We start from the raw sequence: 23,104 nt of genomic DNA, 5'->3' as shown, positions 1-23,104 counted from the left end.
CGGAAGGTCGCCGCCGGAATGGCTCGCGCGCCGGTTTCGAGCGGCAGCGCGGTGCCTAGTTCAGGGAAATGACCTGGCCGGAAGCGGGCGCTCCGCCACCCGTCGGCGGCGGCCCTCCGGCAGCCGCCTGATCGGCCAGCATCCGGTACTCCTGCGTGCCCTTCTCGGTGCTAATCGATCCCGACACCGTGTAAAGATAGAGATCGCCCGAGACGGAATAGTCGTTGTCCTGATTGTTGACGTAGAAATTGATCTGCACCGACGACATCTTCGATGCGACATCGAGAAACGTGTCCATCAGCTGAGTGATTTGGGCCTCCGTCAAACCTTTGGACTTCATGGTATTCTTGGTCTTTTCGTAGGACGCGGAGGCGCCGCCGCCGCCGAAGGCCCAGGTCCAGAGCGACAGATTGGCGCTTGCGGATGTCTTCTCGTATTCCTTGACCTCCTCTTGGTAGGAGGCGCTCAGCATGCTCATCGCCAGATCGTTCAGGTTCTTGACGTCCTGGCTGGACATGGCGGAAATCTGGAGATCGGCCTTGATGGTGCCGGAAGAATGGGCCGGAACGGTGTAGGCGAGGCCGACGAGTTGCCCCATCCCCGCGACTTGAATCGAAAACGAATTTTCCGCCTGGCCGGCGGCGTTCAACCCGAGCGTTCTTGGCTTCGGATCGTTGAAGACGATGCCGGACGCAGTAATATTGATCGAGCCCATTCCGTAATCCTCCCGATGCTTTGCTTTTGCTGACGATTTTGCTTTGAACGAACGCATGTCGATCCAGTGACCCGAAGCGGAAACGGCCACATTTGCGAGGCACACGGCACTGATACAGCAATGCGCTGAGGAAGATCGTCGCGGGTGTCACTCGCCCGGCGGGTCGCCGGCTACCGGACAGTGCGAGCCTTTCCAGCGGCTGCGTCACAACCCTGGCAGAGAATAAATGACTGTTTCGGTACGAGTACGCGATCCCTCAGACGGTCCGCGTGCAGGCTTTAACGGGGTCGGCGCGTCAACCGATCTTCCAGATATATTACCCAAGGGAGCTTTCTAGCTCCTCTGCATACATAAGAATATAACTTTGGATTGTTGTCAATAAGGGCTTGATCAGTGCTTGCATTCGGTCCGGTGTAGCCGGATCAGTGAAATTATTCGTGAGAAGTATTGAAAAAGCCATCTCATATTAGGTCGATAGGGCAGCATTCGAGACGTGGGAAGCGATCGCTGGAGAAAAGGCTTGGCACGCCGGGACGCCTATCCTGTCACCGAGGGTGACGCGGATGTGATGTGATGTCGATCGCGTCGGGCGTGAATCATCGGCCTCGGCGGACATTAACCTCTGGCTCGTGCTTGACACCGTCATGGGCCGGCACAGTCTTGTCGTCCGGGCACCCCATCCGCGATATCGACAGGATGCCCGACGCGGCCGGAGGCGTATTTTGCGTCGTCCTCGGTCGATGATAAGAGAGACAGTGTAATCTTCAGGCCTTGCGGCCTTTCAATGGACCGCCTCTGACATTTGATGCGCGCCCGGCCGGGCTCGGGCGCCTGTGTCGGACTCGGTCCATCAGCCTGAAAACGGACGGATCATGCAATTGCTGACCTTTATGGGGCGGAATGCCCGCTGGCTCGCCGGCGGCTTCCTGCTCATGTTCTTCTCGTCCTTCGGGCAGACCTTCTATATCGCGCTGTCGAATGGTGACATTCGCCGCGAATATGATCTGAGCCACGGCGATTTCGGCCTGCTCTACATGGTGGCGACACTGTTGAGCGCCTCGACGCTTCCGGCGCTCGGCTGGCTGCTCGATCGCTACCGCGCCTGGATGGTGGCGGCCGCGACGACCGTCTGCCTCGCGGCTGCGACGACCGTGATGGCGACGGCGGCAAGCCTGCCTCTCCTCTTCCTCGCACTTTATTTTCTCCGCCTGTTCGGCCAGGGCATGATGACGGAAACCGCGATGACCGCGACGGGACGGTGGTTCGCGGCCAATCGGGGACGGGCGATGGCGGTGAACGCCATGGGCCTGCATGTGGGGACCGGCCTGTTTCCGCTGATCTTCGTGGTCGCTTCGGCCACGCTCGGCTGGCGGGGCACATGGTTTGCCTGCGCCGTGGCCTTGCTGGTGGTGGCGCTGCCCATCGTGGTCTGGACGACCATTCGCGAGCGCGATCGGCAGTCCGAGGCGGGGCCGAAACCGAAAACGGCGGTTCGCGACTGGACGATGGGGGAGGTGGTCCGCTCGCCGACCTTCTATCTCGTCTCCGCCGCGGTGCTGGCGCCGCCCTTCATCGGCACGACGCTGCTGTTCCACCAGGTCTATCTGACCGAACTGCGCGACTGGCCGATGGAGGTCTTCGCATCCGGCTTCGTGCTGATGGCGGTCACGACCGGTATCTTCGCCTTCGTCTGCGGGGCGTTGATCGACCGATTCTCGGCGGTGCGCCTGTTGCCGTTCTTCCTGGTCCCTTTGGCGATCGCCTGTTTCGTCGTCGCTCAGTTCACGGCAATCGAGTCGATTTTCGTCTTCATGGTCTGCCTCGGGATATCCCAAGGCTTTTCATCGACGCTGCTCGGGGCTCTGTGGCCGGAACTCTATGGCACCAGATATCTCGGCTCGGTGCGCTCGATCACGGTCGCGATGATGGTGCTGGCTTCGGCGGTCGGGCCCGGCATCACCGGGCAGCTCATCGACTGGGACGTTTCCTATCCGCTGCAGATCGGCGTGATGGGCCTTTACTGCATCGGCGTCTCGGTCGCGATGGTCTTCATTGCGCGGCGCTTGCTGAGCCCGGAGCTCGAAGAGTTCGACAGTGCGGAAGCGGCAGCGCCCGCCGCCGGTGGCCGCCGCACGATGGACCGTCTCGACCCGCAGCCTCGCGAAGGGTGATCCGCTTCAGCGGCGCGGGGGCTCACACCGCCAGCTTGCGCTCCGCATAAGCGGTGTTGCCGAAGACCCGCTTGTAGCGCTCGACCTCTTCCGGGTCGCCACTGGCCTTGGCCGGATTGTCGGAGAGCTTGACGGCTGGCCGGCCCTCGGCGCTCGCGACCTTGCAGACGAGCGAGATCGGGTCGAGCCCGCCCATCGGTTCGGGTGCCGCGCCGCGAAAGTCGTTGGTGAGGTTCGTTCCCCAGCCGAAGCTCATGCGCACGCGGCCGTCGAAATGGCGGTAGGTCCGCTCGATCGTGTCGGCATCCATGCCGTCGGAAAAGACCAGCAGCTTTTCGCGGGGATCCTGACCCATCATCCGCCACCAGGCGATGATCTCCTCGCCGCCCTGGATCGGCGGCGCGGAATCGGGGCGAAAGCCGGTCCATTCCGAAATCCAGGCCGGCGCGTTCGACAGAAAGGCGCCGGTGCCGAATGTATCAGGCAGCACGATCAGAAGATTGCCGCCATAATAGCTCTGCCACTCCTCGAGCACCTTGTAGGGCGTTTCTCGGAGTTCCTGGTCCGAATTGGCGAGAGCGGCCAGCACCATCGGCAGTTCATGGGCGTTGGTTCCGATCGCCTCGAGATCGGTCTCCATGGCGAGAAGCACGTTGGACGAACCGATGAAGCGGTCGCCCAGCCCCTCCTTCAGAGCCTCGACACACCAGCGCTGCCAGAGGAAGGAATGGCGGCGGCGGGTGCCGAAATCGGAAATCCGCAGGTTTGGCAGACCCTGCAGCCGCTCGACCTTCTCCCACATCTTCGCTTTGGCCCGTGCATACAGGACATCCAGTTCGAAGCGCTTGAAGGTCTTCAGGACGGCGCGGGAGCGCAACTCGTTGATGATGGCGAGAGCGGGGATCTCCCACATCATGGTGTGGGTCCAGGGGCCGTGGAAATCGAGCTCGAACTGCCCGTCGACGCGGCGCAGATCATATTCCGGCAGCCGGAAATCCTCGAGCCATTCGAGAAAGTCCGGCCGGAAGATCTGCTTGGTGCCATAGAAGCTGTTGCCGGCGAGCCAGATCATCTCGCGCTTGGAGAAGGTGAGCGAGCGCGCATGGTCGAGCTGATCGCGCAATTCCTGCTCGTCGATGATGTCGGCGAGCCGCACATGGCGGGAACGGTTGATCAGCGAGAACGTCGCATGGACGTCCGGATGGAGCCCACGGATCATCTGCAGCATCAGAAGCTTGTAGAAATCCGTGTCGAGCAGGCTGCGCACGATCGGGTCGAGCTTGAAGGTGTGGTTCCACACCCGCGTTGCGATATCCGTGGCGACCATTCCGCTCATCAGCCAATCTCACTCCGGCCGGCTGCGATCCGCCGCCTGCGCCGCCGATCGCCCGATCTTACCGCAGACCCGAGCCGGTCTGCGACGCTTCCCTTTATGTCCATCCCGCCTGGAATTGGCAAATACGAGCTGGAAGCGCCAGGGATCTTGCGGCGACCGTCGCCGCCGCTGGAAGCGGAGCACCACACGCCATCCCGGGGCGTGCATCGAACGGCTTGGATCTCAACGATGTCGGGAAGATGCCTGACCCGAGACACAGGTGACATTCCGCATCGGAGACATGAGTAACACCTCCCGCAATGCAACAACTGGTGCCTATCTCTCTGGTGCGAAATCTAACCTGCACCTCGGGTTGAGTGCGCTTGCGATCTTCCTGATGTCCGCCGTTCTGGTCCGAACATTGCGTGCACCGAAGTCTCTTAGCGAATTGGCGCGAAAAGCTGCTTCGGCATGGCTTCGTTTCTCTTGCACTGCGGCATAATAAGTCTCTTGCCGTGACGATTTTGTTCTGATCAGATCATCCAAAAATGCGTTGGCGCCGCCCGGGTGCCGGGAGGAGACGCGTTGAGTTTGCTGGAACTCTCAAGGGTCACCAAGAGCTTTGGTGCCATTCATGCCCTGCAGGGTGTCGATCTGAGGATCGCCGCCGGAGAGGCTGTCGGGCTGATGGGCGACAACGGGGCCGGGAAGTCGACCCTGATGAAGATCATCGCGGGCAATTTTCCGCCCACCAGCGGTGCGATCCGCATCGAGGGCAAGGATGTTCATTTCCACCGGCCGATCGACGCCCGCCACCATGGCATCGAGATCGTCTACCAGGACCTGGCGCTCTGCGACAATCTCACGGCAGCCGGCAACGTCTTCCTCGGCCGCGAGCTGAAGAAGTCGGTCGGGCCGTTCAAGATCCTCGACTACAAGGCGATGTACCAGCGGGCCGGCGAACTGTTCGGCGAGTTGAAGTCGGAGACCCGGCCGCGCGATCTGGTCAAGCAGATGTCCGGTGGCCAGCGCCAGGCCGTGGCGATCGCCCGCACCCGCCTGTCCGATCCGAAGCTCGTGCTGATGGACGAGCCGACCGCGGCCATCTCCGTGCGTCAGGTCAAGGAGGTGCTGGCGCTGATCAAGCGGATGAAGGACACCGGCCATGCCGTCATCCTGGTATCGCACCGCATGCCGGACGTGTTCGATGTCTGCGATCGGGTCGCGGTGCTCCGCCGCGGCACGAAGGTCGCCGACAGGCGCATCAAGGACACGAGCCCGGAGGAGGTGACGGGCCTGATCACGGGGGCGATCGAACACGCATTATGAGCAGCACAGGCCAGACCACCAGCCAGCAGATATCGCCGACGGACGCCGCCGATCCGGTCGATCATGCCGCGATCGACGATTCCATCACCTCGCGCCAGGAAATGACCGGCCTTCAGGCGATGATCCGCACCCAGCCTTTCTGGGTGATGATGGCGATCATCGCGATCGGCATCGTCATGATGTTCGTCTCCGACGTCTTCATGACCGAGCGCAACATGTACAACGTGTCGCGCAACTTCGCTTTCTTCGGCATCATGGCGCTCGGCATGGGCGCTGTGATCTGCACCGGCGGCATCGACCTGTCGGTCGGCTCCTTGATGGGCCTCACCGGCATCGTCGCCGGCCTCGTCATGCAGGCGGGCTACGGCATCGAACTCGGCTTCATCGCCTGTATCGGCTCGGCCGCCCTGGTCGGCCTGATCAATGGCGTCCTGATCGCCTATGTGCGGCTGGCGCCCTTCGTGGTGACGTTGGGTAGTCTCGCCATGGCGCGATCGATCGCGATGGTCATTTCCAACAACAAGATGGTCTACGAGTTCGGACCGGATCAGGACCTGTTCGAGTGGATCGGCGGCCAGAGCGTCCTGGGGATTCCGAATCCGGTCTGGGTTCTGGCGATCCTGACGATCGTCTTCTGGCTCGTCTGGCGCTACACGATCTGGGGCCGCTGGGTGATCGCCATCGGCGGCAATGCCAAGGCGGCGAAACTCGCCGGTATTCCGGTCGAGCGAGTGGTCGTCTCCGTCTACATGCTGTCGGCCTCGATGGCGGGTCTCGCCGCCTTTCTGATGGTCGGCTGGTTCGGTTCGGTCACCAACGCGCTGGGCCTGACCTACGAGCTCAACGTCATCGCCGCGACGGTGATCGGCGGCGCCAATCTGATGGGCGGCGTGGTCTATGCCTTCGGCGCGCCGATCGGCGCCGCGCTGATGGAGCTCATCCGCAATTCACTGCTGCTCGCCGGTATCGATGCCCTGTGGCAGCAGTTCTTCGTTGGTCTGTTCCTGGTGCTTGCCGTGCTTCTGGAGCAGGTCCGCAACCGTGGCCGGGTGGATTGACCGCCGCCACAAGAATGGAAGCCAAACCATTCCAAGGGAGGAAATGGGAATGAAGAAACTTCTGGCACTCACCCTCTTCGCATCGGTCGCCATGGCCGGTTCGGCGAGCGCGCAGGACAAGCAGTACACCTTCGCCCTGGTGCCGAAGGCGATGAACAATCCGTTCTTCGATCTCGCCCGGGACGGCTGCAAGAAGGCCGAGGAGGACATGGCCGACGTCACCTGCGAGTATATCGGGCCTGGCGAGCATACCGAGATGGAACAGATCCAGATCGTGCAGGATCTGATCTCGCGCGGTGTCGACGGCATTGCCGTGTCGCCGTCCAACGCGCCGGCCATGGCGAAGGCGCTCAGGGCCGCCGCCGACGCCGGAATCCCGGTCATGACCTGGGACGCCGATCTTCTGGAAAGCGACAAGGGCATCCGTTCCACCTTCGTCGGCACCAAGAACTACAATATCGGCGTGGAGCTCGCCAAGCTCGCCATGGAGAAGCATCCCGATGGCGGCAAGGTCTGCCTGCAGACCGGCGGTGCTGCGGCGGCCAACCACAATGAACGCCTGAAGGGCATTCGCGATACGCTCTCCGGCGAAGACACGGGCGAGGCCCCGGGCTCGCAGCTCGATGGTCAGAACGGCTGGACCGAGGTGTCCGGCTGCCCGCTGATCACCGATGACGATGGCAACAAGGCCGTCCAGGGCATGACGGACATCCTGGCCGCCAATCCGGACCTGACCGCCTTCATCTCCACCGGCGCCTTCACCCAGTGGTTCGACAATGCCTATCGTCAGGCGGTCGACCCCTACAAGGACAAGCTCGCCGACGGCTCGCTCTCGATCTTCGTCGCCGATACGCTGCCCATGCAGATGGACCAGCTGAAGGACGGGCTTTCGAACGGCCAGGTCGGCCAGCGGCCCTTCGAGATGGGCTACAAGTCCATGCAGATCCTGAAAGATATTGCCGAGGGCAAGGAGGTCGAGGATCCGATCTACACCGGTCTCGACGTCTGCACCGAGGAGAATGCGGACAGCTGCATCCAGGGCTGATCGCGACCCTATCCGCCGGCGGCGCTCCCTGGCGGGCGTCGCCGTTTTCGTTTCCGGCGTCATTTGACGCGAGCTTTATCAAGGAGAGACGGCCTTGGACCTCGTCGACGCCCACCATCACTTCTGGCACCCCGCCCGCGGCGACTATGTCTGGATGCCGCAGGACCATCCGGTGCTGTCGCGGCCTTACGCACCGCACGATCTGGCGCCCGCCCTGGCCGCCACGGGTGTAAAATGGACGGTGCTCGTGCAGGCCGCGCCGAGCGTGGCCGAGACCGAATATCTTCTCGGTCTGGCCGATGCGAGCGAGCATGTGGCGGCCGTGGTCGGCTGGATCGATTTCGAGCGACCCGCCGATCTCGAAACGCTGCGTCGGTTTGCCGATCACCCGAAATTCGTCGGCGTGCGCCCGATGATTCAGGACATCCCCGACGATCACTGGATGCTGCGCGAGGACGTGCAATGGGCGTTTCAGGCGATCGTTGATCTCGACCTCACCTTCGACGCTCTGGGCTTCCCCCGCCACCTTGCCAATTTCCACACGATCCTGACGCGCTATCCGGGCATGCGCGCCGTGCTCGACCATTGTCTGAAACCCGACATCGCCCACCATTCGACCGAGAACTTCGCGGAATGGGCCGACGGCATGGCGCGGATCGCCGATGAGACGCGGGCCTGCTGCAAGCTTTCCGGCCTCGTGACCGAGGCGGGCCCGCACTGGCGCGAGGCAGACCTCAAGCCCTACGTCGATCACGTCCTGAAGGTCTTCGGTCCGAAACGGCTCATGTGGGGATCCGACTGGCCGGTCTGCCGGCTCGCGAGCGAATACGAGGCGTGGCACACCGCCGCCGTCGCAATGACGGATCATTTGAATGATGACGACAAGGCCGCCGTCTTCGCTGGCACGGCCACGCAATTCTACCGATTGATGTGAGGGAAAGGATCGCCATGAAACGGCACAAGATCGGACAGACCGGCCTCGAAGTCACCGAGATCTGTTTCGGCACCTCCGCGCTTGGCGACATGCCCGACACCTATGGCTATGGCGTCGACGAGGAGCGCGCGCGGGCGACCATTCATGCGATCTTTGACGGTCCGGCGAATTTTCTCGATACCTCCCGCAATTACGGTTTCGGCCGGTCGGAAGAGCGGCTCGGCGCCGCCATCCGCGAGCGCGGAGGCCTGCCCGCCGGTTTCGTCCTCTCGACCAAACTCGACCGGGAAATGGAGACGGGCCGTTTCGACGCCGCCCGCGTGCGCCAGTCGATCGAGCAGAGTCTCGAAGTGCTCGGTCTCGACAAGGTGCAGGTCCTGCACCTCCACGACCCCGAATATGCCCGCGACGTCGGCGAGATCACCCGCGAGGGCGGCGCCTTCGACGAACTCTTCAAGCTGAAGGAGGAGGGGCTCGCCGATGCGGTCGGCCTCGCCATGGGCCGACTCGACCTGATGTTCCCGCTTCTGAAGGAGCGGCCCTTCGACGTGCTGATCAGCCACAATCGCTATACGCTGGTCAATCGCGCCGCTGGTGAGATGTTCGACTACGCCCATGCGAACGGCATCGCCATCCTCAACGCCGCCCCTTACGCTGGCGGCGTCCTCGCCAAGGGCAGCGCGGAAATGCCCCGCATGACCTATCAGGAAGCGGGCGAGAAGGAGCTGGAGCCTGTTCGCCGGATCGAGGACGCCTGCGCCCGGCATGGCGTCGCGCCCGGCGCCGCGGCGCTGCAGTTCTCGATGCGCGACCCGCGGATCACGTCGACGGTCGTCGGCGTTTCGAAGCCCGAACGGGTGACCCAGACCCTGGGATGGGCAGACGCCGCGATACCCCAGGACCTCTGGAACGAACTCGCGGACTTCCCCTTTTCGACCGACGATCCGGAGGCGAACCGGCAGTACAAACCCGGCTGAGCCGAGGGGCCCTGGTGGCGACCCGGATCAGTCCCTCGCCAGAACGCCGCACTCCCAGCCAAGCATGGCGCGCTTGCGGGTAATTCCCCAATGATAGCCGGTCAGTGCGCCGCTCTTGCCGAGCACCCGGTGGCAGGGCACCACGAAGGAGACCGGGTTTCGGCCCACCGCCGCGCCGACCGCGCGCGCCGCCTTGGGCGCACCGATCTTCTCGGCGACCGAAGCATAGGTGGTCGCCTGGCCGAGGGGGATCGACAATAGCGTCTCCCAGACGCGCACCTCGAAGTCGGTGCCGATCAGGACGACGCGCAAGGGCCGGTCTTCCTGCCAATTGGTCGGCTCGAAGATGCGCTTCGCATAGGGCCGGGTCCGGGTGGAATCAGGCGTGAAGCTCGCCCGCGGCCAGCGGCGGCGCATGTCGTCGAGGGCGGCCGCCTCACCGCCGTCGCCGGGTTCGGCAAAGCCGATGCCGGCGAGCCCGCGATCGGTCACCACCACGATCGACAGACCAAAGGGCGTCGGGTGGAAGCCGTAGAACAGGGCGATGCCTTCGCCGCGCGCCTTGTAGATTCCCGGCGAGATCGCTTCGTGCTTGATGAACAGATCATGCAGTCGCGAGGGGCCGGAGAAGCCCACTTCATAAGCCGCATCGAGCAGTGAGGCGCCGTCGTCCAGAAGTCGTCTGGCGTGGTCGAGCGTGATGGCCTGGAGAAAGGCCTTCGGCGTCAGCCCCGCCCAGCGCTTGAACAGCGAGGTGAGCATCTCCTCGGACCGGCCCAGCGCTTCGGCCACTTCCGAAAGGTTCGGCTGCCGGCGATATTCGGTGGAGATGAACTCGATGATCTGGCGAACCGTCTCGTAGTCGGTCAGCGTGCCGCGGCCGGCCGGCATGACCTCGGGCAGGGGAACGGGATCGAAATCGTCGCGGGCGAAAGACAACATGGGCGGCTCTCCTTGTTGTCCGATATGTGCACCCCGTCCGCCATTGCCGCCACCCGTTTTCTGACCCGGCTATGTTTCCGGGAAAAATTACCGTCCCTTCGCCGTCAGGAGGGCCTTGCGAAAGGCATCGGCGAAGCTTTCGCGATCGTCGGGATTGAGGAAACTGCCGATTTCGGTAGATCGCTCGCGCGAATCGACGCTCATGCGGGTGATGCCGATTTCCTCGTGGCGATTGACCTTGAAGCGGGCCCAGAAGGGGTTGTGATGCTCTTCGCGTACCTCGCCGCGCGGTGATGTCTTGCGGATGGCAAGATCGGTGCGTGTGACGCAGACTTCCTCCGTGGCTCGGCCGGAGCGATAGCTCGCCGCAAACGCCCACCACAGGATCACCACGTCGAGCCCGAAGAAGCCGATCACCGGCCAGGCGCCGTTCAGCCAGAAGGCAAGGCCGGTCACGAGGCTCACCAGACAGAAGAAGATCATCAGGACGGTGAAGCCCGTCCGGCCAAGCGAGCGATAGGGCGTGAGGAGTGCCCGGAAGATCGGCCGCTCAGTCGCCTTCGATTCGCCTGTCCCGGCGTGGTCCTCCCCCACGGCGAGAGGCGGCGGAGGATGCCTCGGACCCAGATTGTCATCCATCGGCAATTCTCGTTATAGGGCGTCGATGACGGAAAAGATCGATAAGCCGACCGCCGGGGTCAAGCGCAAGGCGGCCTCGAAGCCGCAACGGAGCACGCGTTCGGGCGCGGCGAAGAGACGCGCCAAGGTGCCTTATATGCCCGATGAGATCACCGAGATCTTCCGTCGGTTCTCCGTTCAAAGGCCCGATCCGCAGTCGGAACTCGAACACACCAACCCGTTCACGCTGCTCGTCGCGGTGGTCCTGTCGGCCCAGGCGACGGATGCCGGCGTCAACAAGGCGACGCGGGCGTTGTTTGCCGCTGCCGACAATCCCAAGGCCATGGCTGCGCTCGGCGAGGAACAGATCCGAGAGCACATCAAGACCATCGGGCTCTATCGCAACAAGGCGAAGAACGTCGCGGCGCTCTCTGAGGCCCTTCTGGATAGGCATGGCGGCGAAGTGCCCCATGACCGGGCGGCGCTCGAAGCGCTGCCGGGCGTCGGCCGCAAGACCGCGAACGTGGTGCTCAACGTCGCCTTCGGCGAGGAGACGCTGGCGGTCGACACCCATATCTTCCGGCTCGGCAACCGGCTGAAGCTCGCGCCCGGCAAGACGCCGGACGCGGTAGAGGAGAGCCTCCTCAGGATCATCCCGCAGCCCTATCGGCGCCACGCCCATCACTGGCTGATCCTGCACGGCCGCTATGTCTGCAAGGCCCGCAAGCCGGAGTGCTCTGCCTGCGTCATCGCCGATCTCTGCAAGGCCGACGAGAAGACCAACGACGTGCCGGCACCGCTCGTGCCCCTGGCACCGGGAACACCCTCTCCACAGACGGCCAGCTGAGACGTCCGCCCGTCTTTCGATCGGGCGGCACCTCGAAGGGGAACAGCGCTAGAGAATGTAGCGCGACAGGTCGACGTTTCCGGCGATCCCGTCGAGCGCCTTGTGCACATAGGCGGCGTCTACCGTGTAGCGTTCGCCGGCCTTGTCGGGCGCTTCGAAGGAGATGTCGTCGAGCACCCGTTCCATCACCGTCTGCAAGCGGCGGGCCCCGATGTTCTCCACCGAGCCGTTGAGCGAGACCGCCGTGTCGGCGATGGCGTCGATCGCATCGTCGGTAATTTCCAGATCGACGTTCTCGGTCTTCATCAGGGCAATGTACTGCTTGATGAGCGACGCCTCTGTCTCGGTCAGGATGCGGCGGAAATCCTCCTTGGTCAGAGCTCTGAGTTCCACACGAATCGGCAGGCGGCCCTGCAATTCCGGCAGAAGGTCGGAGGGCTTGGAGACGTGGAAGGCGCCGGACGCGATGAACAGGATGTGGTCGGTCTTCACCGGCCCATGCTTGGTCGCGACGGTGGTGCCCTCGACGAGCGGCAGGAGATCGCGCTGCACGCCCTCGCGGGAGACGCCGGCCGAATGGCCGTCCTTGGTCGCGACCTTGTCGATTTCATCCAGGAAGACGATGCCGTTGTTTTCGACCGCCGAAACGGCCTCGCGTACCACCTGCTCCTGATCGAGCAGCTTGTCGGACTCCTCGCCGATCAGAAGATCGTAGGATTCGCGCACCGTCGTGCGGCGCTGCTTGGTGCGGCCGCCGCCCATCTTTCCGAACATTTCCGAGAGGTTCAGGACACCGACATTGGCGCCGGGCATGCCGGGGATTTCCATGCCGCCGAGCGGGTTCGAGGTATCGGAGACCTCGATGTCGATCTCCTTGTCGTCGAGTTCGCCGGCTCTGAGTTTCTTGCGGAAACTGTCGCGGGTGGCGGGGGAGGCGGACTTGCCGACGAGCGCGTCGAGGACGCGCTCCTCGGCGCCCTGATGAGCCTTGGCCTTGACCTCCTCGCGCTTCTTCTCGCGCACCAGCCCGATGCCGATCTCGACCAGATCGCGGATGATCTGTTCGACGTCCCGGCCGACATAGCCGACCTCGGTGAACTTCGTCGCCTCGATCTTGATGAAGGGCGCGCCGGCGAGCCTGGCGAGACGGCGGGAAATCTCGGTCTTGCCGACGCCTGTCGGGCCGATCATCAGGATATTCTTGGGCATCACCTCCTCGCGCAGGCTCGAATCGAGCTGCTGTCGGCGCCAGCGATTGCGTAGAGCGACGGCAACCGCGCGCTTGGCATCGCGCTGGCCGATGATGTGGCGATCGAGTTCGGAGACGATTTCACGGGGGGAGAAGTCGGTCATCGGGTCACTTTTAAGTCAGTGGGAATGGAAGAACGGTCGGTGCCGGTTTCGGCGCCCTGGCAAAGCTGAGCGGGCCGTTGGAGCGGGCGATGGCGGCCGCGTCAAAGCAGCGCGGCTCGCACGCCGCGACGGGGGCAACATGCCCTCATGGCGTGGCGTCGCCAGCGAGTGCGTCGGCAGGACGGGCTTCGTGTCATGTCTGTTCCCTGCCTTTCGATCGCGGGATTTCTGGCGCCTCCGGTGATGACGAGGCCTGAGTCAACCCGCCGGGGTCGGCTGTCTCGCTCGCGGCGTTCATGCCGGCTAAATGGGATCGCCACGAGCTTTCCGCCACCCTTGCCGTCGACTTGCCGAATGGGCGGATGTCAAGTCTTCAATTCGTTGTCGATTGCAGTCAGATTGGAGCTCACGTGAGTCGCGGCGGGCGGTCGGTTCGAAGTGGGATCGGCGATCGTTCGGGGAGGCAGTGCGGCGCTGCCCCTCCTGGTGACGGGTCGAGTTGGGTAAGCGTCTGCGATCCTTGATCGTCTGCCCGTGTCCTCGATCGTCGCTCGCGCCTGTGACGCGGACGCGCTCGAGGCGACGCCGCCAAGAACAACGAAGGGAGGCGTAGCTTGACCGCGGCATTGGAGCGGCTTCGCCATATTGAGGAGCCATGGAGCGAGGAGGACCTTGCCGAGGTCCTGGATGCTGCGGCACGCGATTGCGGCTTCTCCCATGTCGCCTCGTTTTCGCTGCCTTCGACCGACGACGAAGGGCTGGCGACCCGGCTCATCCATTCGAACTGGTCGGCTGAGTTTGCCCGCGGCTACGAGCATTTCGGTCTGCACCGTTTCAAGATCGTGTTGGGAACGCTGCGCACCGATCCGATGCCCTTCGTCTGGGACATCGAAACGCTCTACGGCGCTGACGACCCCGATCCCTCGCCGGCGGCGCAGTTTCTGGCCGAAGAGGGCTATCGGGCCGGGGTGCTTCTACCGGTCCATGCCATGACCTCGTTCAACGGGGCCGTCTCCTTTGCGGGAGCCGGTCCGGATCTCTCGCAGTCGCTGATCCGCGATCTGCACCTCTTCGCCTTCGGTTATTTCTCGATGCTGGCGGCGGCGCGTTTCGAGGAAAACCGCCGCAACAACCCGCTATCCGTCCGCGAGCGCGACTGTCTGAAATTCGCGATGCTCGGCAAGACGTCCAACGAGATCGGCACTATTCTTTCGCTCTCGGAATACACGGTCTCGCAATACCTCACCTCCGCCCAGCGCAAGATGAACGCCTCGAACCGCACACACGCCGTCGCCATGGCCGCCCAGCTCGGCTACCTCTCGTGACGGTACTGCCTGAGGGCGCACGCCACCTCCCGGAGCACTTCGATCGAAATGGGCAGGAGGCTCTGGTCGACGCGATCCGTGGGGTCGTCTCCGAGGCGCCGCTCTACACTCCCGTCATGCCACGCTGGGGGCGACCGTTTTCGGTCCGCATGACCAATTGCGGCTCGCTTGGCTGGGTGGCCGACAAATCGGGCTACCGCTATCAGGAGCGCCATCCCGTCACGGACGAGCCCTGGCCGCCCATCCCCGACGCCTTGCTGGCGCTCTGGCGGGAGGTGGCGGACTATCCGGCGCCGCCTGAAGCCTGCCTCGTCAATTTCTATGACGACAGCGCCAAGATGGGGCTCCATCAGGACAAGGACGAGGCCGATTTCGGCGCGCCTGTCGTCTCCGTATCCCTCGGCGACGATTGCCGGTTCCGGGTCGGCGGCACCGAACGCGGCGGATCGACCGCCTCCATCCGCCTCGCTTCGGGCGACGTCTTCGTCCTCGGCGGTCCGGCCCGGCTCTGCTACCACGGTGTCGACCGCATCTACCCGCAGACCTCGACGCTGTTGAAGGCCGGCGGCCGGATCAATCTGACGCTGAGAAGGGTGACGAAGCCGGCGTGATCTCTCCGCCGCGGCTCGCTATTCCGCCGGATTGCCCTCTTCCGCCAGCCAGCGCCGGTCGATCTCGGGAAGGGGCTCGCCGTCGATGGCAGCTTCGAAGCCGCGGAGGCGTTTATAGATCGACATCAGTTCGACGATCGTCGTCCAGGAGTTGATCAGGTACTGGAAGGACGAGCGGACCTGGTCGAAGGCGTTGACGATCTGGTTCATCACGCCGAGCGTGATCGCGCCGGCGACGATCGTGGGGCCCAGGATGATCAGGGCGAAGACATTGTCGGTCTGCAGATAGCCGATCCGTGCGATGTTGAAATACATGTAGTGGAAATACAGTCGAAAATAGTTGCGACGGACGTGGGAGAAGAGTTCGGCCACCGTCGGCGGCTGGGCGCGAGAGGCATCGTCTTCGCCATAAACGAGCTCCTTGCGGTAGGCCGCCTCGACCCGCTGGTTCTTGAATTCCAGGCCCGGGAGCTTGATGCCGATGATTGCCAGGAAGGCCGTACCGAAGGCCGACCAGATCAGCGCGGCAAAGACCAGGGCATAGGGCACTTCGCCGATCAGTGGCAGTTCGGTGACGTTCTGCGACAGGGCGAGGAGCACGGGCAGGAAGGCGATCAGGGTCATGATTGCGTCGATCAACCGGACGCCGAGGCTTTCCGTGGTCGTCGAAAAGCGCATCGTGTCCTCCTGGACACGCTGCGAGGCGCCTTCGATATGCCGAAGCTTGCCCCAGTAGCGCATGTAATAATCATTCATCGCCGTGCGCCAGCGGAAGATGTAGTGCGAAATGAAGAAGTAATTGAGAACGGCGATCGTCACGGCGACGAGCGCGATGCTCAGGAAGGTGTAGACGCCGTCATAGAACTCGCCGGTGGTCACCGGTCGCGACTGGGAGAGAGCAGCCTGGATCAGGTCGTAGAAGGAGCCGTACCAGGCGTTGATCGCCACCGAGACCTGGACCTGGAAATAGGTGACGAAGATGATCAGGGCCGAGCCGAGGATCGACCAGAGTGCCCAGCGATGGGGTGAGTAGACCATCCAGAAGGCCGCGAACAGACCGACCATGACAGTGTAGTAGAGGTAGAACCACAGGAAGGGCGGCGACCAGAAGACCGAGACGCCGACAACGGGCGGCTCGCCCATCGGCGGGTCGGGCAGGCCGAACCAGGGCCCCGCATCGCCGGCAAAGCCATACCAGAGCGCGATGGCCGCGATTGTCCAGCCGATGGCCGAGAGGAAGAAGAGTTTCGGTTTCGGGAAGAAGGAAACGAACAAGAGAAGACCACCCTCATCGATCGCGGCATGCGCCCGCCTCTTCGGTCCGGACGGCCTGCCCTGGACGGAGCGCGTGCAAACGCAAATCGGACCCTTCGGCCTTCCTTAGCGGGAAACGTTGGACTCGGCGCGTGAAAAATCGACAAGGTTCGGCGGGGTGGTGCAGCTTTGGCAAAGTCTGCGAGACCGGAAGCGAGGCCCGGCCGCCAGCATTTCGCTGAGACGCCTCAGTATTTGCGGATCAGGCCGACGAGCCGGCCCTGAACCTTGACCCGGTCGGCGCCGAATATGCGCGTTTCGTAGGCCGGGTTGGCGGCTTCCAGGGCGATCGTGTCGCCGCGGCGGCGGAAACGCTTGAGCGTCGCCTCTTCGTCGTCGACAAGAGCCACGACGATGTCGCCCGGCGAGGCGGTCTCTGCTCGGCGAATCACCACCGTGTCGCCATCGAGAATGCCGGCTTCGACCATGGAATCGCCCTTCACGTCGAGGGCGTAATGCTCTCCGCCGCTCAGCATTTCCGGCGGGACCTGAATCGAATGGGTGTTGTTCTGGATAGCGGAAATCGGCACGCCCGCGGCGATTCGTCCCATCACCGGCACCGAGACCGCCTCCGAGCGGGCTGGGGCGGCGCTGCGGAGTGCGCGTCCCGGCGCGGCTGCAGGCGCGCTCGCGAGGCTCGGCTGGGCATTGTCCGCTGCGGCGCGGGTCTCCGCTCCGCGGCTGCCGTCAATGACGCTGGGGGTGAAGCCGGTCCTGGCCTGCCCCGCCGGGCGGCCACCGCGGAAGGATTCGGGCAGTTTCAGCACTTCGAGAGCCCGCGCCCGGTTGGGCAGCCGCCGAATGAAGCCGCGCTCTTCCAAAGCGGTGATCAGGCGGTGGATTCCCGACTTCGATTTCAGCTCCAGCGCATCCTTCATTTCGTCGAAGGAGGGGGGCACGCCGGTTTCCTTCAGCCGATCGTGAATGAACCACAAAAGCTCGTGCTGTTTGCGCGTCAGCATGGGAACGGCCCTCAAAACAAAACCTGAACAAACCTATCTGTTCTAGTTGTGTTCCGCAAGGCCCTGCGCGAGTTTTGTGCACTATGCGAGCGCAATGAAGGCGCAGGGTTCGCCCGCCTGAGCCGCGGGCGCCTGGGGCGCGCGCACGAGAAGCACGTCGGCGGCGGCATAGATGGAGAGCAGCGAGGAATCCTGACGGGGCAGCGGACGGATGATCTTCCGGCCGTCCTCGATGCTTCGCGTGGCGCGCATGAAATCGGCGCGTTCGCCATTCGGAGCGAGGTCGCTGCCGAGCACGCCGGCCTCGCGCGGCACGCCCGCGTCGCGGCCTGAGAGCGCGCGCACCAGCGGGGCGAGGAACAGCGTCGCCGTCACCATCGCCGAAGCCGGGTTGCCGGGCAGCCCGACGAGACGCATGTCGCCGATCGTGCCGGCGAGAAGCGGCTTGCCGGGACGCATCGCCACCTTAAGAAAAGCAAGCTCGACGTTCTTCGACTGGAACACCTTGCCGATCAGGTCGTGATTGCCGACGGAGGCGCCGCCGATCGTCACGAACACGTCACATCCGGCCTCGAGCGCGGCATCGAGATGTCCCGCGATCTGACCTTCGTCATCGGGAGCGATGCCCAGATCGAGGGCTTCGCCGCCTGCTTGCTCGATCAGGGCGGCAACCCCGTAGCTGTTGGAGGCGACGATCTGGGCCGGCCCGGCCTCGGCGCCGGGAGGAACCAGCTCGTCTCCTGTCGCAAGCACCGCGACCTTCGGCCGGGCGAGGACTTGAAGGCGCGGATAGCCGCCGCAGGCAGCCAGCGCGATGGCGCCGGGCGAAAGATGGGTGCCCTTCGAAAGCAGCCTGTCGCCGTCGCGAAAATCCACCCCCGCCGGCCGCACGTGCTGGTCGGGCCTGACGCTCTCGGTCGGCAGGAGACTGCCATCCTCACGCCGCTCGGCATCTTCCTGGATCAGGATGGCATCGGCCCCATCGGGGATCGGCGCGCCGGTGAAGATCCGGACGGCCTCGCCCTCGCCGACATGGCCGGAGAAGACGCGACCCGCGGCCGCCTCGCCGATCACTCTCAGCGGCTGGAAGGGCTGCTCGGTATCGGCCGCCCTGACCGCATAGCCGTCCATGGCGGAGGCTGCGAAACCCGGCTGGGTGCGACGCGCGACGATATCCTCGGCCAGCACCCGACCCGCGGCTTCTGCCAGGGGCAATTCTTCGGTGCGCGCGATCGGGCGAACGGGCGTGACGAGGCGGGCATAGGCCTCTTCGACTGAAATCAGGCTCATTTCGGCTCCGCCGTCCAGTCGCCCGAGCGCCCACCGGACTTCGCCAAGAGCCGGATGCCGGTGATCTCCATCGACCGGTCGACCGCCTTGGCCATGTCGTAGATGGTCAGGCAGGCGACGGAGACGGCGGTCAGCGCTTCCATCTCGACGCCGGTGCGGCCGGTGAGCTTCGCCGTCGCTTCCACTCTCAAGCCGGGCAGGGCTGGATCGGGCTCGATGTCGACGGCAATCTTGGACAGAAGCAGCGCGTGGCAGAGCGGGATCAGTTCATGGGTGCGTTTGGCCGCCATGATGCCGGCGAGACGGGCCGTCCCGATGACGTCGCCCTTGGCCGTCTCTTGGCGGGTGATGAGGTCGAGTGTGTCGGCCTGCATGATCACGCAGCCCTCGGCCTCGGCGACGCGGACCGTCTCGGCCTTGCCGCCGACATCCACCATCGAGGCCTTGCCGGTCTCGTCGATATGGGTGAGACCCTGCCGATCCGCCTTGGCCCCGCTCATGGGCGGATCTCCGCGCCGGGCTCGCGGTTGTGACCGAGCAGGACCCGCGTTGCGGCCGCCACGTCCTTCTGGCGCATAAGGCTTTCGCCGACGAGGAAGGTGCGGATGCCGTGGTCGGCAAGATGCAGGCAGTCGGCATGGGTGAAGATGCCGCTTTCGCCGACTACGATCCGGTCGTCGGGAATCTGGCTCGCCAGACGTTCGGCCGTTTCCAGCGTCGTCTCGAAGGTCTTGAGATTGCGATTGTTGATGCCGATCAGCGGCGAGGAAAGCTTGAGCGCCCGTTCGGTCTCCGGCTCGTCGTGAACTTCCACGAGCACGTCGAGGCCGTACCGCGCGGCGGCTTCTTCAAGCGCGGCAGCGACGTCATCCTCGACCGCCGCCATGATGATCAGGATCGCATCCGCACCCCAGGCCCTTGCTTCAGCCACCTGATAGGTGTCGTAGAGAAAGTCCTTGCGCAATGCCGGAAGCTGCGTTGTGGCGCGCGCGGCGGTCAGGTATTCGGGCTTCCCCTGAAACGAGGGGGCATCGGTCAGAACGCTGAGGCACGTGGCCCCACCCGCCTCGTAGGCGGAGGCGAGTTCCGGCGGGTCGAAATCCTCGCGGATCAACCCCTTGGATGGGCTTGCCTTCTTGACCTCGGCGATCAGCGCGTGTTCGCCGGCGGCCAGTCGTCTCTCGATGGCGGGAACGAAGCCGCGCGGGGCGTCCTGGTCGGCGATCCGCGCCTCGAGTTCGGCGAGCGGGAGGCGAGACTTCGCCGCCGCGATCTCCTCGAGCTTGTAATCGCGGATGCGGGAAAGGATGTCGCTCATTTCGCGCCTCCAGCGAAATGCTGGGTCACCGCCGCGAGCCGCTCCAGCGCTGCAAGCGCCTTGCCGCTGTCGACGGCTTCGCTCGCCAGAGCGATCCCGCCTTCGAGGTCCTTCGCCCTGCCGCTCATCACCAGCGCGCCGGCGCTGTTCAAGACGACTGTGTCGCGATAGGCGCCGGGTTCACCGTTGAGCACAGCTTTCAGCGCCAGGGCGTTCTGCGTGGCATCGCCGCCCTTGAGGTCGGCGAGCGTCCACCGCTTGAGCCCGACCTCCTCCGGCGTGACGGAGAATTCGGAAATTTCGCCATCGGCAAGAGCCACGATTTCGGTCGAACCGGTCGTGGTCATCTCGTCGAGCCCATCGCCATGGACCACCCAGGCGGCCTCGGTGCCGAGCGCCCGCAACGTCTCGGCGATCGGCCGCAGCCAGTGGGGCGAGAACACGCCGACCAGGAGCTTGCGGACCCCGGCCGGATTGGAGAGCGGACCCAGCAAGTTGAAAATCGTGCGGGTGCCGAGTTCGACCCGGCTCGGACCGACGAAGCGCATGGCGGCATGGTGGGTCGGTGCGAACATGAAGCCGAGGCCCGCCGCCTCGATCACCGGGCCGATCTGCTCCGGCTTCAGGTCGACATTGACGCCCAGCGCCATCAACACGTCGGCCGCGCCGGATTTCGACGAAAGCGCCCGGTTGCCGTGCTTGGCGACGATTTCGCCGCAACCGGCCAGCACGAAAGCGGAGCAGGTGGAGATGTTCAGCGTGCCGGCATGATCGCCGCCGGTGCCGACGATGTCGACCGCCCCGACGGGCGCACGAACCTTCGCCATGTTGGCGCGCATCACGGTCACTGCGCCGGTGATCTCGTCGACGGTTTCGCCGCGCACCCTCAATGCCATCAGGAGGCCGCCGATCTGGGAAGGCGTCGCCTCGCCGCTCATCATTACCTGGAAGGCGGCGACGGCTTCCTCCCGCGTCAGGCTCTGCCCGTCGGCCGCCTTGGCGATGAAGGGCTTCAGCGTCTGGCTCATCGGATCAGGGCCCTTGCCTGTTCCATGGCGGAGCGGTTCATGCTGACCGGATATTCGTTCTGCAGGACGTTAACGTAGGTCTGGTAGAGATCGTTCTCCAGCATGCCGGCCATCTGCTGGCGTTCCGCCTGGCTGACATTGGCGGCGGGATCGGCCGGCGGTGCCACTTCCCTCACCGTCAGGACGAGGCGCGTGCCGTCCTCGCGGCCCGGTGCGGTGGCGACAGCGCCGACGCCGCCGGAAAAAGCGGCCTCGACGCCCTCGCGACCCAGTTCCGAAGCGCCCGAGGTGCGGGTGATGGCGTTGGCGGTCTGGACCTCGAGGCCGGCTTCGGCGGCGATGTCGCCCATGCTCTGGCCGCCGACGATGGCCTGCTCGTATTCTTCGGCGCGGGCGGTAAGCTGCTCCTGCGCCTTTTCGCCTTTCCAGTCCGCCACGACCCTTTCGCGCACCTCGTCCAGCGTGCGGTCGCGCGCCGGATCGACGCTCAAGACGTCGAAGAAGACGTAGCCGTTGGGATTGACGTTCACGGGCAGATTGTCGAGGCCGGGCTCGCTTTCGAAGGCGGCCTGCAGCAGGTCGTCCTGCGCCGGAATGTCGGCGACCGGGTTGCCTTCCGCATCGTTGCCCTGCCGGTCGATCGCCTCGACCGTCTTGACCGGGATCCCGGCGCGGTCAGCGGCTTCCTGGAAGGTCGCCCCGCCCCCGCGCGCGTCTTCATAGACGTCATAGGCGGAGTTCACCGTCTCGGCGGCATTGGCGAGCGCCAGCTCATTGCGAATATTGTCCTGGACCTCTTCGAGCGGCTGGACACCTTCTGGCTCCACACGCAGGACGCGGACGATGGTCGGGCCGAAAATGCCGTCGACGACGTCGGACACTTCGTTCGTCTCCAGCGAGAAGGCGGCGTCGGCGACTTCGCTCCCGGGAATGGCCGACTTCGCGACCGTGCCGAGGTCGATGTCGGCGAGGGAGCGCCCGGCATCGGCCGCGACCTCCTCAAAGCTCGTGCCCGAGGCGAGCGCGTACTTGGCAGCCTCGGCCGCCTCGCGATCCTGGAAGACGATCTGCTGCACGTGCCGGCGCTCCGGCGTCGTGTAGGTCGCCTTGCGCGCTTCGTAGTCGGCCGCGATCTGGTCCTCGGTCACCGTGGAAGGATCGGTGATCGCCTGGGGCGTCAGTTCGGCATAGGCGATCGAGCGGTACTCGGGGGCCGCGTAGCGGCTCTGATGCTCGTCGAAATAGCTCTGCAACTCCTCCTCGGACGGGTCAGCGATGGCCGAGGGTTCCGGCGCCTGTAGCGTGAGGTAATCGACCGTGCGGCGCTCGCCATTATAAAGGCCGAGCGCGGTGACGAAGACCGCCGGCGTCTGGGCGTCCCTGGCCACGGCGTCGACCAGCTGGCTGCGCCGCGCGACGCGGTTCTGCTGCTCGATATAGTCGTTTTCGTTGACCCGCGCGTTGCGGAGCGCGTTCGAGAAGGCCTGGCGGGAGAAATTGCCGCTGGAATCCCGGAAGGTCGGGTCCTCGGCAATCGTCTGGGCAAGCCGTTCGTCGGAAACACCGAGGCCGAGCTGACGGCTCTGCTCGTCGAGGACGGCGCCCGAGACGAGCTGGCTGACCACGCCCTGTTCGATGCCGAAGGTTTCGGCCTCCTGAGTGGTGATCTGGCGCCCGATCTGGCGGGAGATCCGGTTCACCGCCTGGGAATAGGCAAAAGCGTATTCGGTGGGCGAGACTTCCGTTTCGCCGGCCGTCATTACCGTGCGCGACAGGCCGCCCTGAAATCCGCTGCCGATCCCCCAGACCGCGAAGCTCAAAACCAGAAGGCCGAGCAGGATCTTGGCCGTCCACCCGGAGACGCTCTGTCTGAGCATGTTCAGCATCGTCTTCTCCCATTCCTGCGAGGGCCGAGCCTGCCTGTCCGGACTTCGGTTCGCAAAGCCTTATTA

The 23,104-nt window shown here is 64.4% G+C and carries 21 protein-coding genes; 9 read left to right on the top strand and 12 right to left on the bottom strand.

The genetic code is table 11. From position 1 onward, the window contains the following. Window positions 1-55 precede the first annotated feature (55 nt). Window positions 56-715 (bottom strand): hypothetical protein, encoded by a 660-nt coding sequence (locus MF134_RS12650; RefSeq protein WP_255339825.1) that lies wholly within the window; start codon window positions 713-715, stop codon window positions 56-58. 872 nt (window positions 716-1,587) lie between these two features. Between MF134_RS12650 and MF134_RS12645 the strand changes: the two genes are divergently transcribed. Next, entirely contained in the window at window positions 1,588-2,886 is a 1,299-nt protein-coding gene (locus MF134_RS12645; RefSeq protein WP_255339824.1) for an MFS transporter, read from the top strand. Window positions 2,887-2,908: 22 nt separating this feature from the next. Here the strand turns inward: MF134_RS12645 and pncB are convergent, their stop codons facing one another. Beyond that, on the bottom strand, window positions 2,909-4,213 hold the full coding sequence (pncB, locus tag MF134_RS12640) for a nicotinate phosphoribosyltransferase (RefSeq protein WP_255339940.1): 1,305 nt from the start codon (window positions 4,211-4,213) through the stop codon (window positions 2,909-2,911). A 573-nt stretch (window positions 4,214-4,786) separates the two neighbouring features. Between pncB and MF134_RS12635 the strand changes: the two genes are divergently transcribed. The 5 genes from MF134_RS12635 (at window position 4,787) to MF134_RS12615 (ending at window position 9,544) form a co-directional block, all read left to right on the top strand. After that, a complete protein-coding gene (locus MF134_RS12635; RefSeq protein ID WP_255339823.1) occupies window positions 4,787-5,530 on the top strand; it encodes an ATP-binding cassette domain-containing protein in 744 nt (247 codons plus the stop codon). After that, window positions 5,527-6,588 carry an ABC transporter permease gene (locus MF134_RS12630; RefSeq protein WP_255339822.1) on the top strand — a complete coding sequence of 354 codons (1,062 nt, stop codon included), beginning with the start codon at window positions 5,527-5,529 and terminating at the stop codon, window positions 6,586-6,588. The genes MF134_RS12635 and MF134_RS12630 overlap by 4 nt, the downstream gene beginning before the upstream one ends. Window positions 6,589-6,637: 49 nt before the next feature. Beyond that, window positions 6,638-7,633: a sugar-binding protein gene (locus tag MF134_RS12625; protein ID WP_255339821.1), complete on the top strand. Its 996-nt coding sequence runs from the start codon at window positions 6,638-6,640 to the stop codon at window positions 7,631-7,633. A 94-nt stretch (window positions 7,634-7,727) separates the two neighbouring features. Then, entirely contained in the window at window positions 7,728-8,567 is an 840-nt protein-coding gene (locus MF134_RS12620) for an amidohydrolase family protein (RefSeq protein ID WP_255339820.1), read from the top strand. A gap of 14 nt (window positions 8,568-8,581) precedes the next feature. Next, entirely contained in the window at window positions 8,582-9,544 is a 963-nt protein-coding gene (locus tag MF134_RS12615; protein WP_255339819.1) for an aldo/keto reductase, read from the top strand. A 27-nt stretch (window positions 9,545-9,571) separates the two neighbouring features. Here the strand turns inward: MF134_RS12615 and MF134_RS12610 are convergent, their stop codons facing one another. Both MF134_RS12610 and MF134_RS12605 read right to left on the bottom strand, forming a co-directional pair. Beyond that, a complete protein-coding gene (locus tag MF134_RS12610; protein WP_457589982.1) occupies window positions 9,572-10,486 on the bottom strand; it encodes a methylated-DNA--[protein]-cysteine S-methyltransferase in 915 nt (304 codons plus the stop codon). An 87-nt stretch (window positions 10,487-10,573) separates the two neighbouring features. Further along, window positions 10,574-11,125 carry a DUF2244 domain-containing protein gene (locus tag MF134_RS12605; protein WP_255339818.1) on the bottom strand — a complete coding sequence of 184 codons (552 nt, stop codon included), beginning with the start codon at window positions 11,123-11,125 and terminating at the stop codon, window positions 10,574-10,576. 25 nt (window positions 11,126-11,150) lie between these two features. Between MF134_RS12605 and nth the strand changes: the two genes are divergently transcribed. After that, window positions 11,151-11,951, top strand: coding sequence for an endonuclease III (gene nth, locus MF134_RS12600; RefSeq protein WP_457589981.1), 801 nt, complete (start codon window positions 11,151-11,153; stop codon window positions 11,949-11,951). 48 nt (window positions 11,952-11,999) lie between these two features. Here nth and hslU read toward each other — a convergent pair whose 3' ends face one another. Beyond that, the gene (hslU, locus tag MF134_RS12595; RefSeq protein WP_255339816.1) at window positions 12,000-13,304 is read right to left on the bottom strand and encodes an ATP-dependent protease ATPase subunit HslU; all 1,305 of its coding nucleotides are present in this window, start codon (window positions 13,302-13,304) and stop codon (window positions 12,000-12,002) included. Window positions 13,305-13,918: 614 nt separating this feature from the next. On the opposite strand from hslU, the gene MF134_RS12590 reads away from it, so the two are divergent. Continuing rightward, on the top strand, window positions 13,919-14,629 hold the full coding sequence (locus MF134_RS12590; RefSeq protein ID WP_255339815.1) for a helix-turn-helix transcriptional regulator: 711 nt from the start codon (window positions 13,919-13,921) through the stop codon (window positions 14,627-14,629). Next, window positions 14,626-15,240 (top strand): alpha-ketoglutarate-dependent dioxygenase AlkB family protein, encoded by a 615-nt coding sequence (locus MF134_RS12585; RefSeq protein ID WP_255339814.1) that lies wholly within the window; start codon window positions 14,626-14,628, stop codon window positions 15,238-15,240. The genes MF134_RS12590 and MF134_RS12585 overlap by 4 nt, the downstream gene beginning before the upstream one ends. Window positions 15,241-15,258: 18 nt before the next feature. On the opposite strand, the gene sbmA is transcribed toward MF134_RS12585, so the two are convergent. The 7 genes from sbmA to MF134_RS12550 form a co-directional block, all read right to left on the bottom strand. Further along, window positions 15,259-16,515: a peptide antibiotic transporter SbmA gene (gene sbmA / locus MF134_RS12580; protein WP_255339813.1), complete on the bottom strand. Its 1,257-nt coding sequence runs from the start codon at window positions 16,513-16,515 to the stop codon at window positions 15,259-15,261. Window positions 16,516-16,742: 227 nt separating this feature from the next. Then, a complete protein-coding gene (gene lexA / locus MF134_RS12575; protein ID WP_255339812.1) occupies window positions 16,743-17,516 on the bottom strand; it encodes a transcriptional repressor LexA in 774 nt (257 codons plus the stop codon). A gap of 81 nt (window positions 17,517-17,597) precedes the next feature. Next, on the bottom strand, window positions 17,598-18,806 hold the full coding sequence (locus MF134_RS12570; protein ID WP_255339811.1) for a molybdopterin molybdotransferase MoeA: 1,209 nt from the start codon (window positions 18,804-18,806) through the stop codon (window positions 17,598-17,600). Continuing rightward, the gene (gene moaC, locus MF134_RS12565) at window positions 18,803-19,306 is read right to left on the bottom strand and encodes a cyclic pyranopterin monophosphate synthase MoaC (protein WP_255339810.1); all 504 of its coding nucleotides are present in this window, start codon (window positions 19,304-19,306) and stop codon (window positions 18,803-18,805) included. Before moaC ends, MF134_RS12570 begins: the two co-directional genes overlap by 4 nt. Continuing rightward, window positions 19,303-20,124 carry an indole-3-glycerol phosphate synthase TrpC gene (gene trpC, locus MF134_RS12560; protein WP_255339809.1) on the bottom strand — a complete coding sequence of 274 codons (822 nt, stop codon included), beginning with the start codon at window positions 20,122-20,124 and terminating at the stop codon, window positions 19,303-19,305. Before trpC ends, moaC begins: the two co-directional genes overlap by 4 nt. Next, complete coding sequence (trpD, locus tag MF134_RS12555; RefSeq protein WP_255339808.1) at window positions 20,121-21,152, bottom strand: anthranilate phosphoribosyltransferase; 1,032 nt, start codon at window positions 21,150-21,152, stop codon at window positions 20,121-20,123. The genes trpC and trpD overlap by 4 nt, the downstream gene beginning before the upstream one ends. Continuing rightward, entirely contained in the window at window positions 21,149-23,038 is a 1,890-nt protein-coding gene (locus MF134_RS12550) for a SurA N-terminal domain-containing protein (protein ID WP_255339807.1), read from the bottom strand. Before MF134_RS12550 ends, trpD begins: the two co-directional genes overlap by 4 nt. Window positions 23,039-23,104 lie beyond the last annotated feature (66 nt).

Origin of the sequence: Jiella marina (assembly GCF_024359545.1) — a bacterium.
Taxonomy (GTDB): domain Bacteria; phylum Pseudomonadota; class Alphaproteobacteria; order Rhizobiales; family Rhizobiaceae; genus Jiella.
This window is presented reverse-complemented; position numbering and strand designations above follow the sequence as displayed.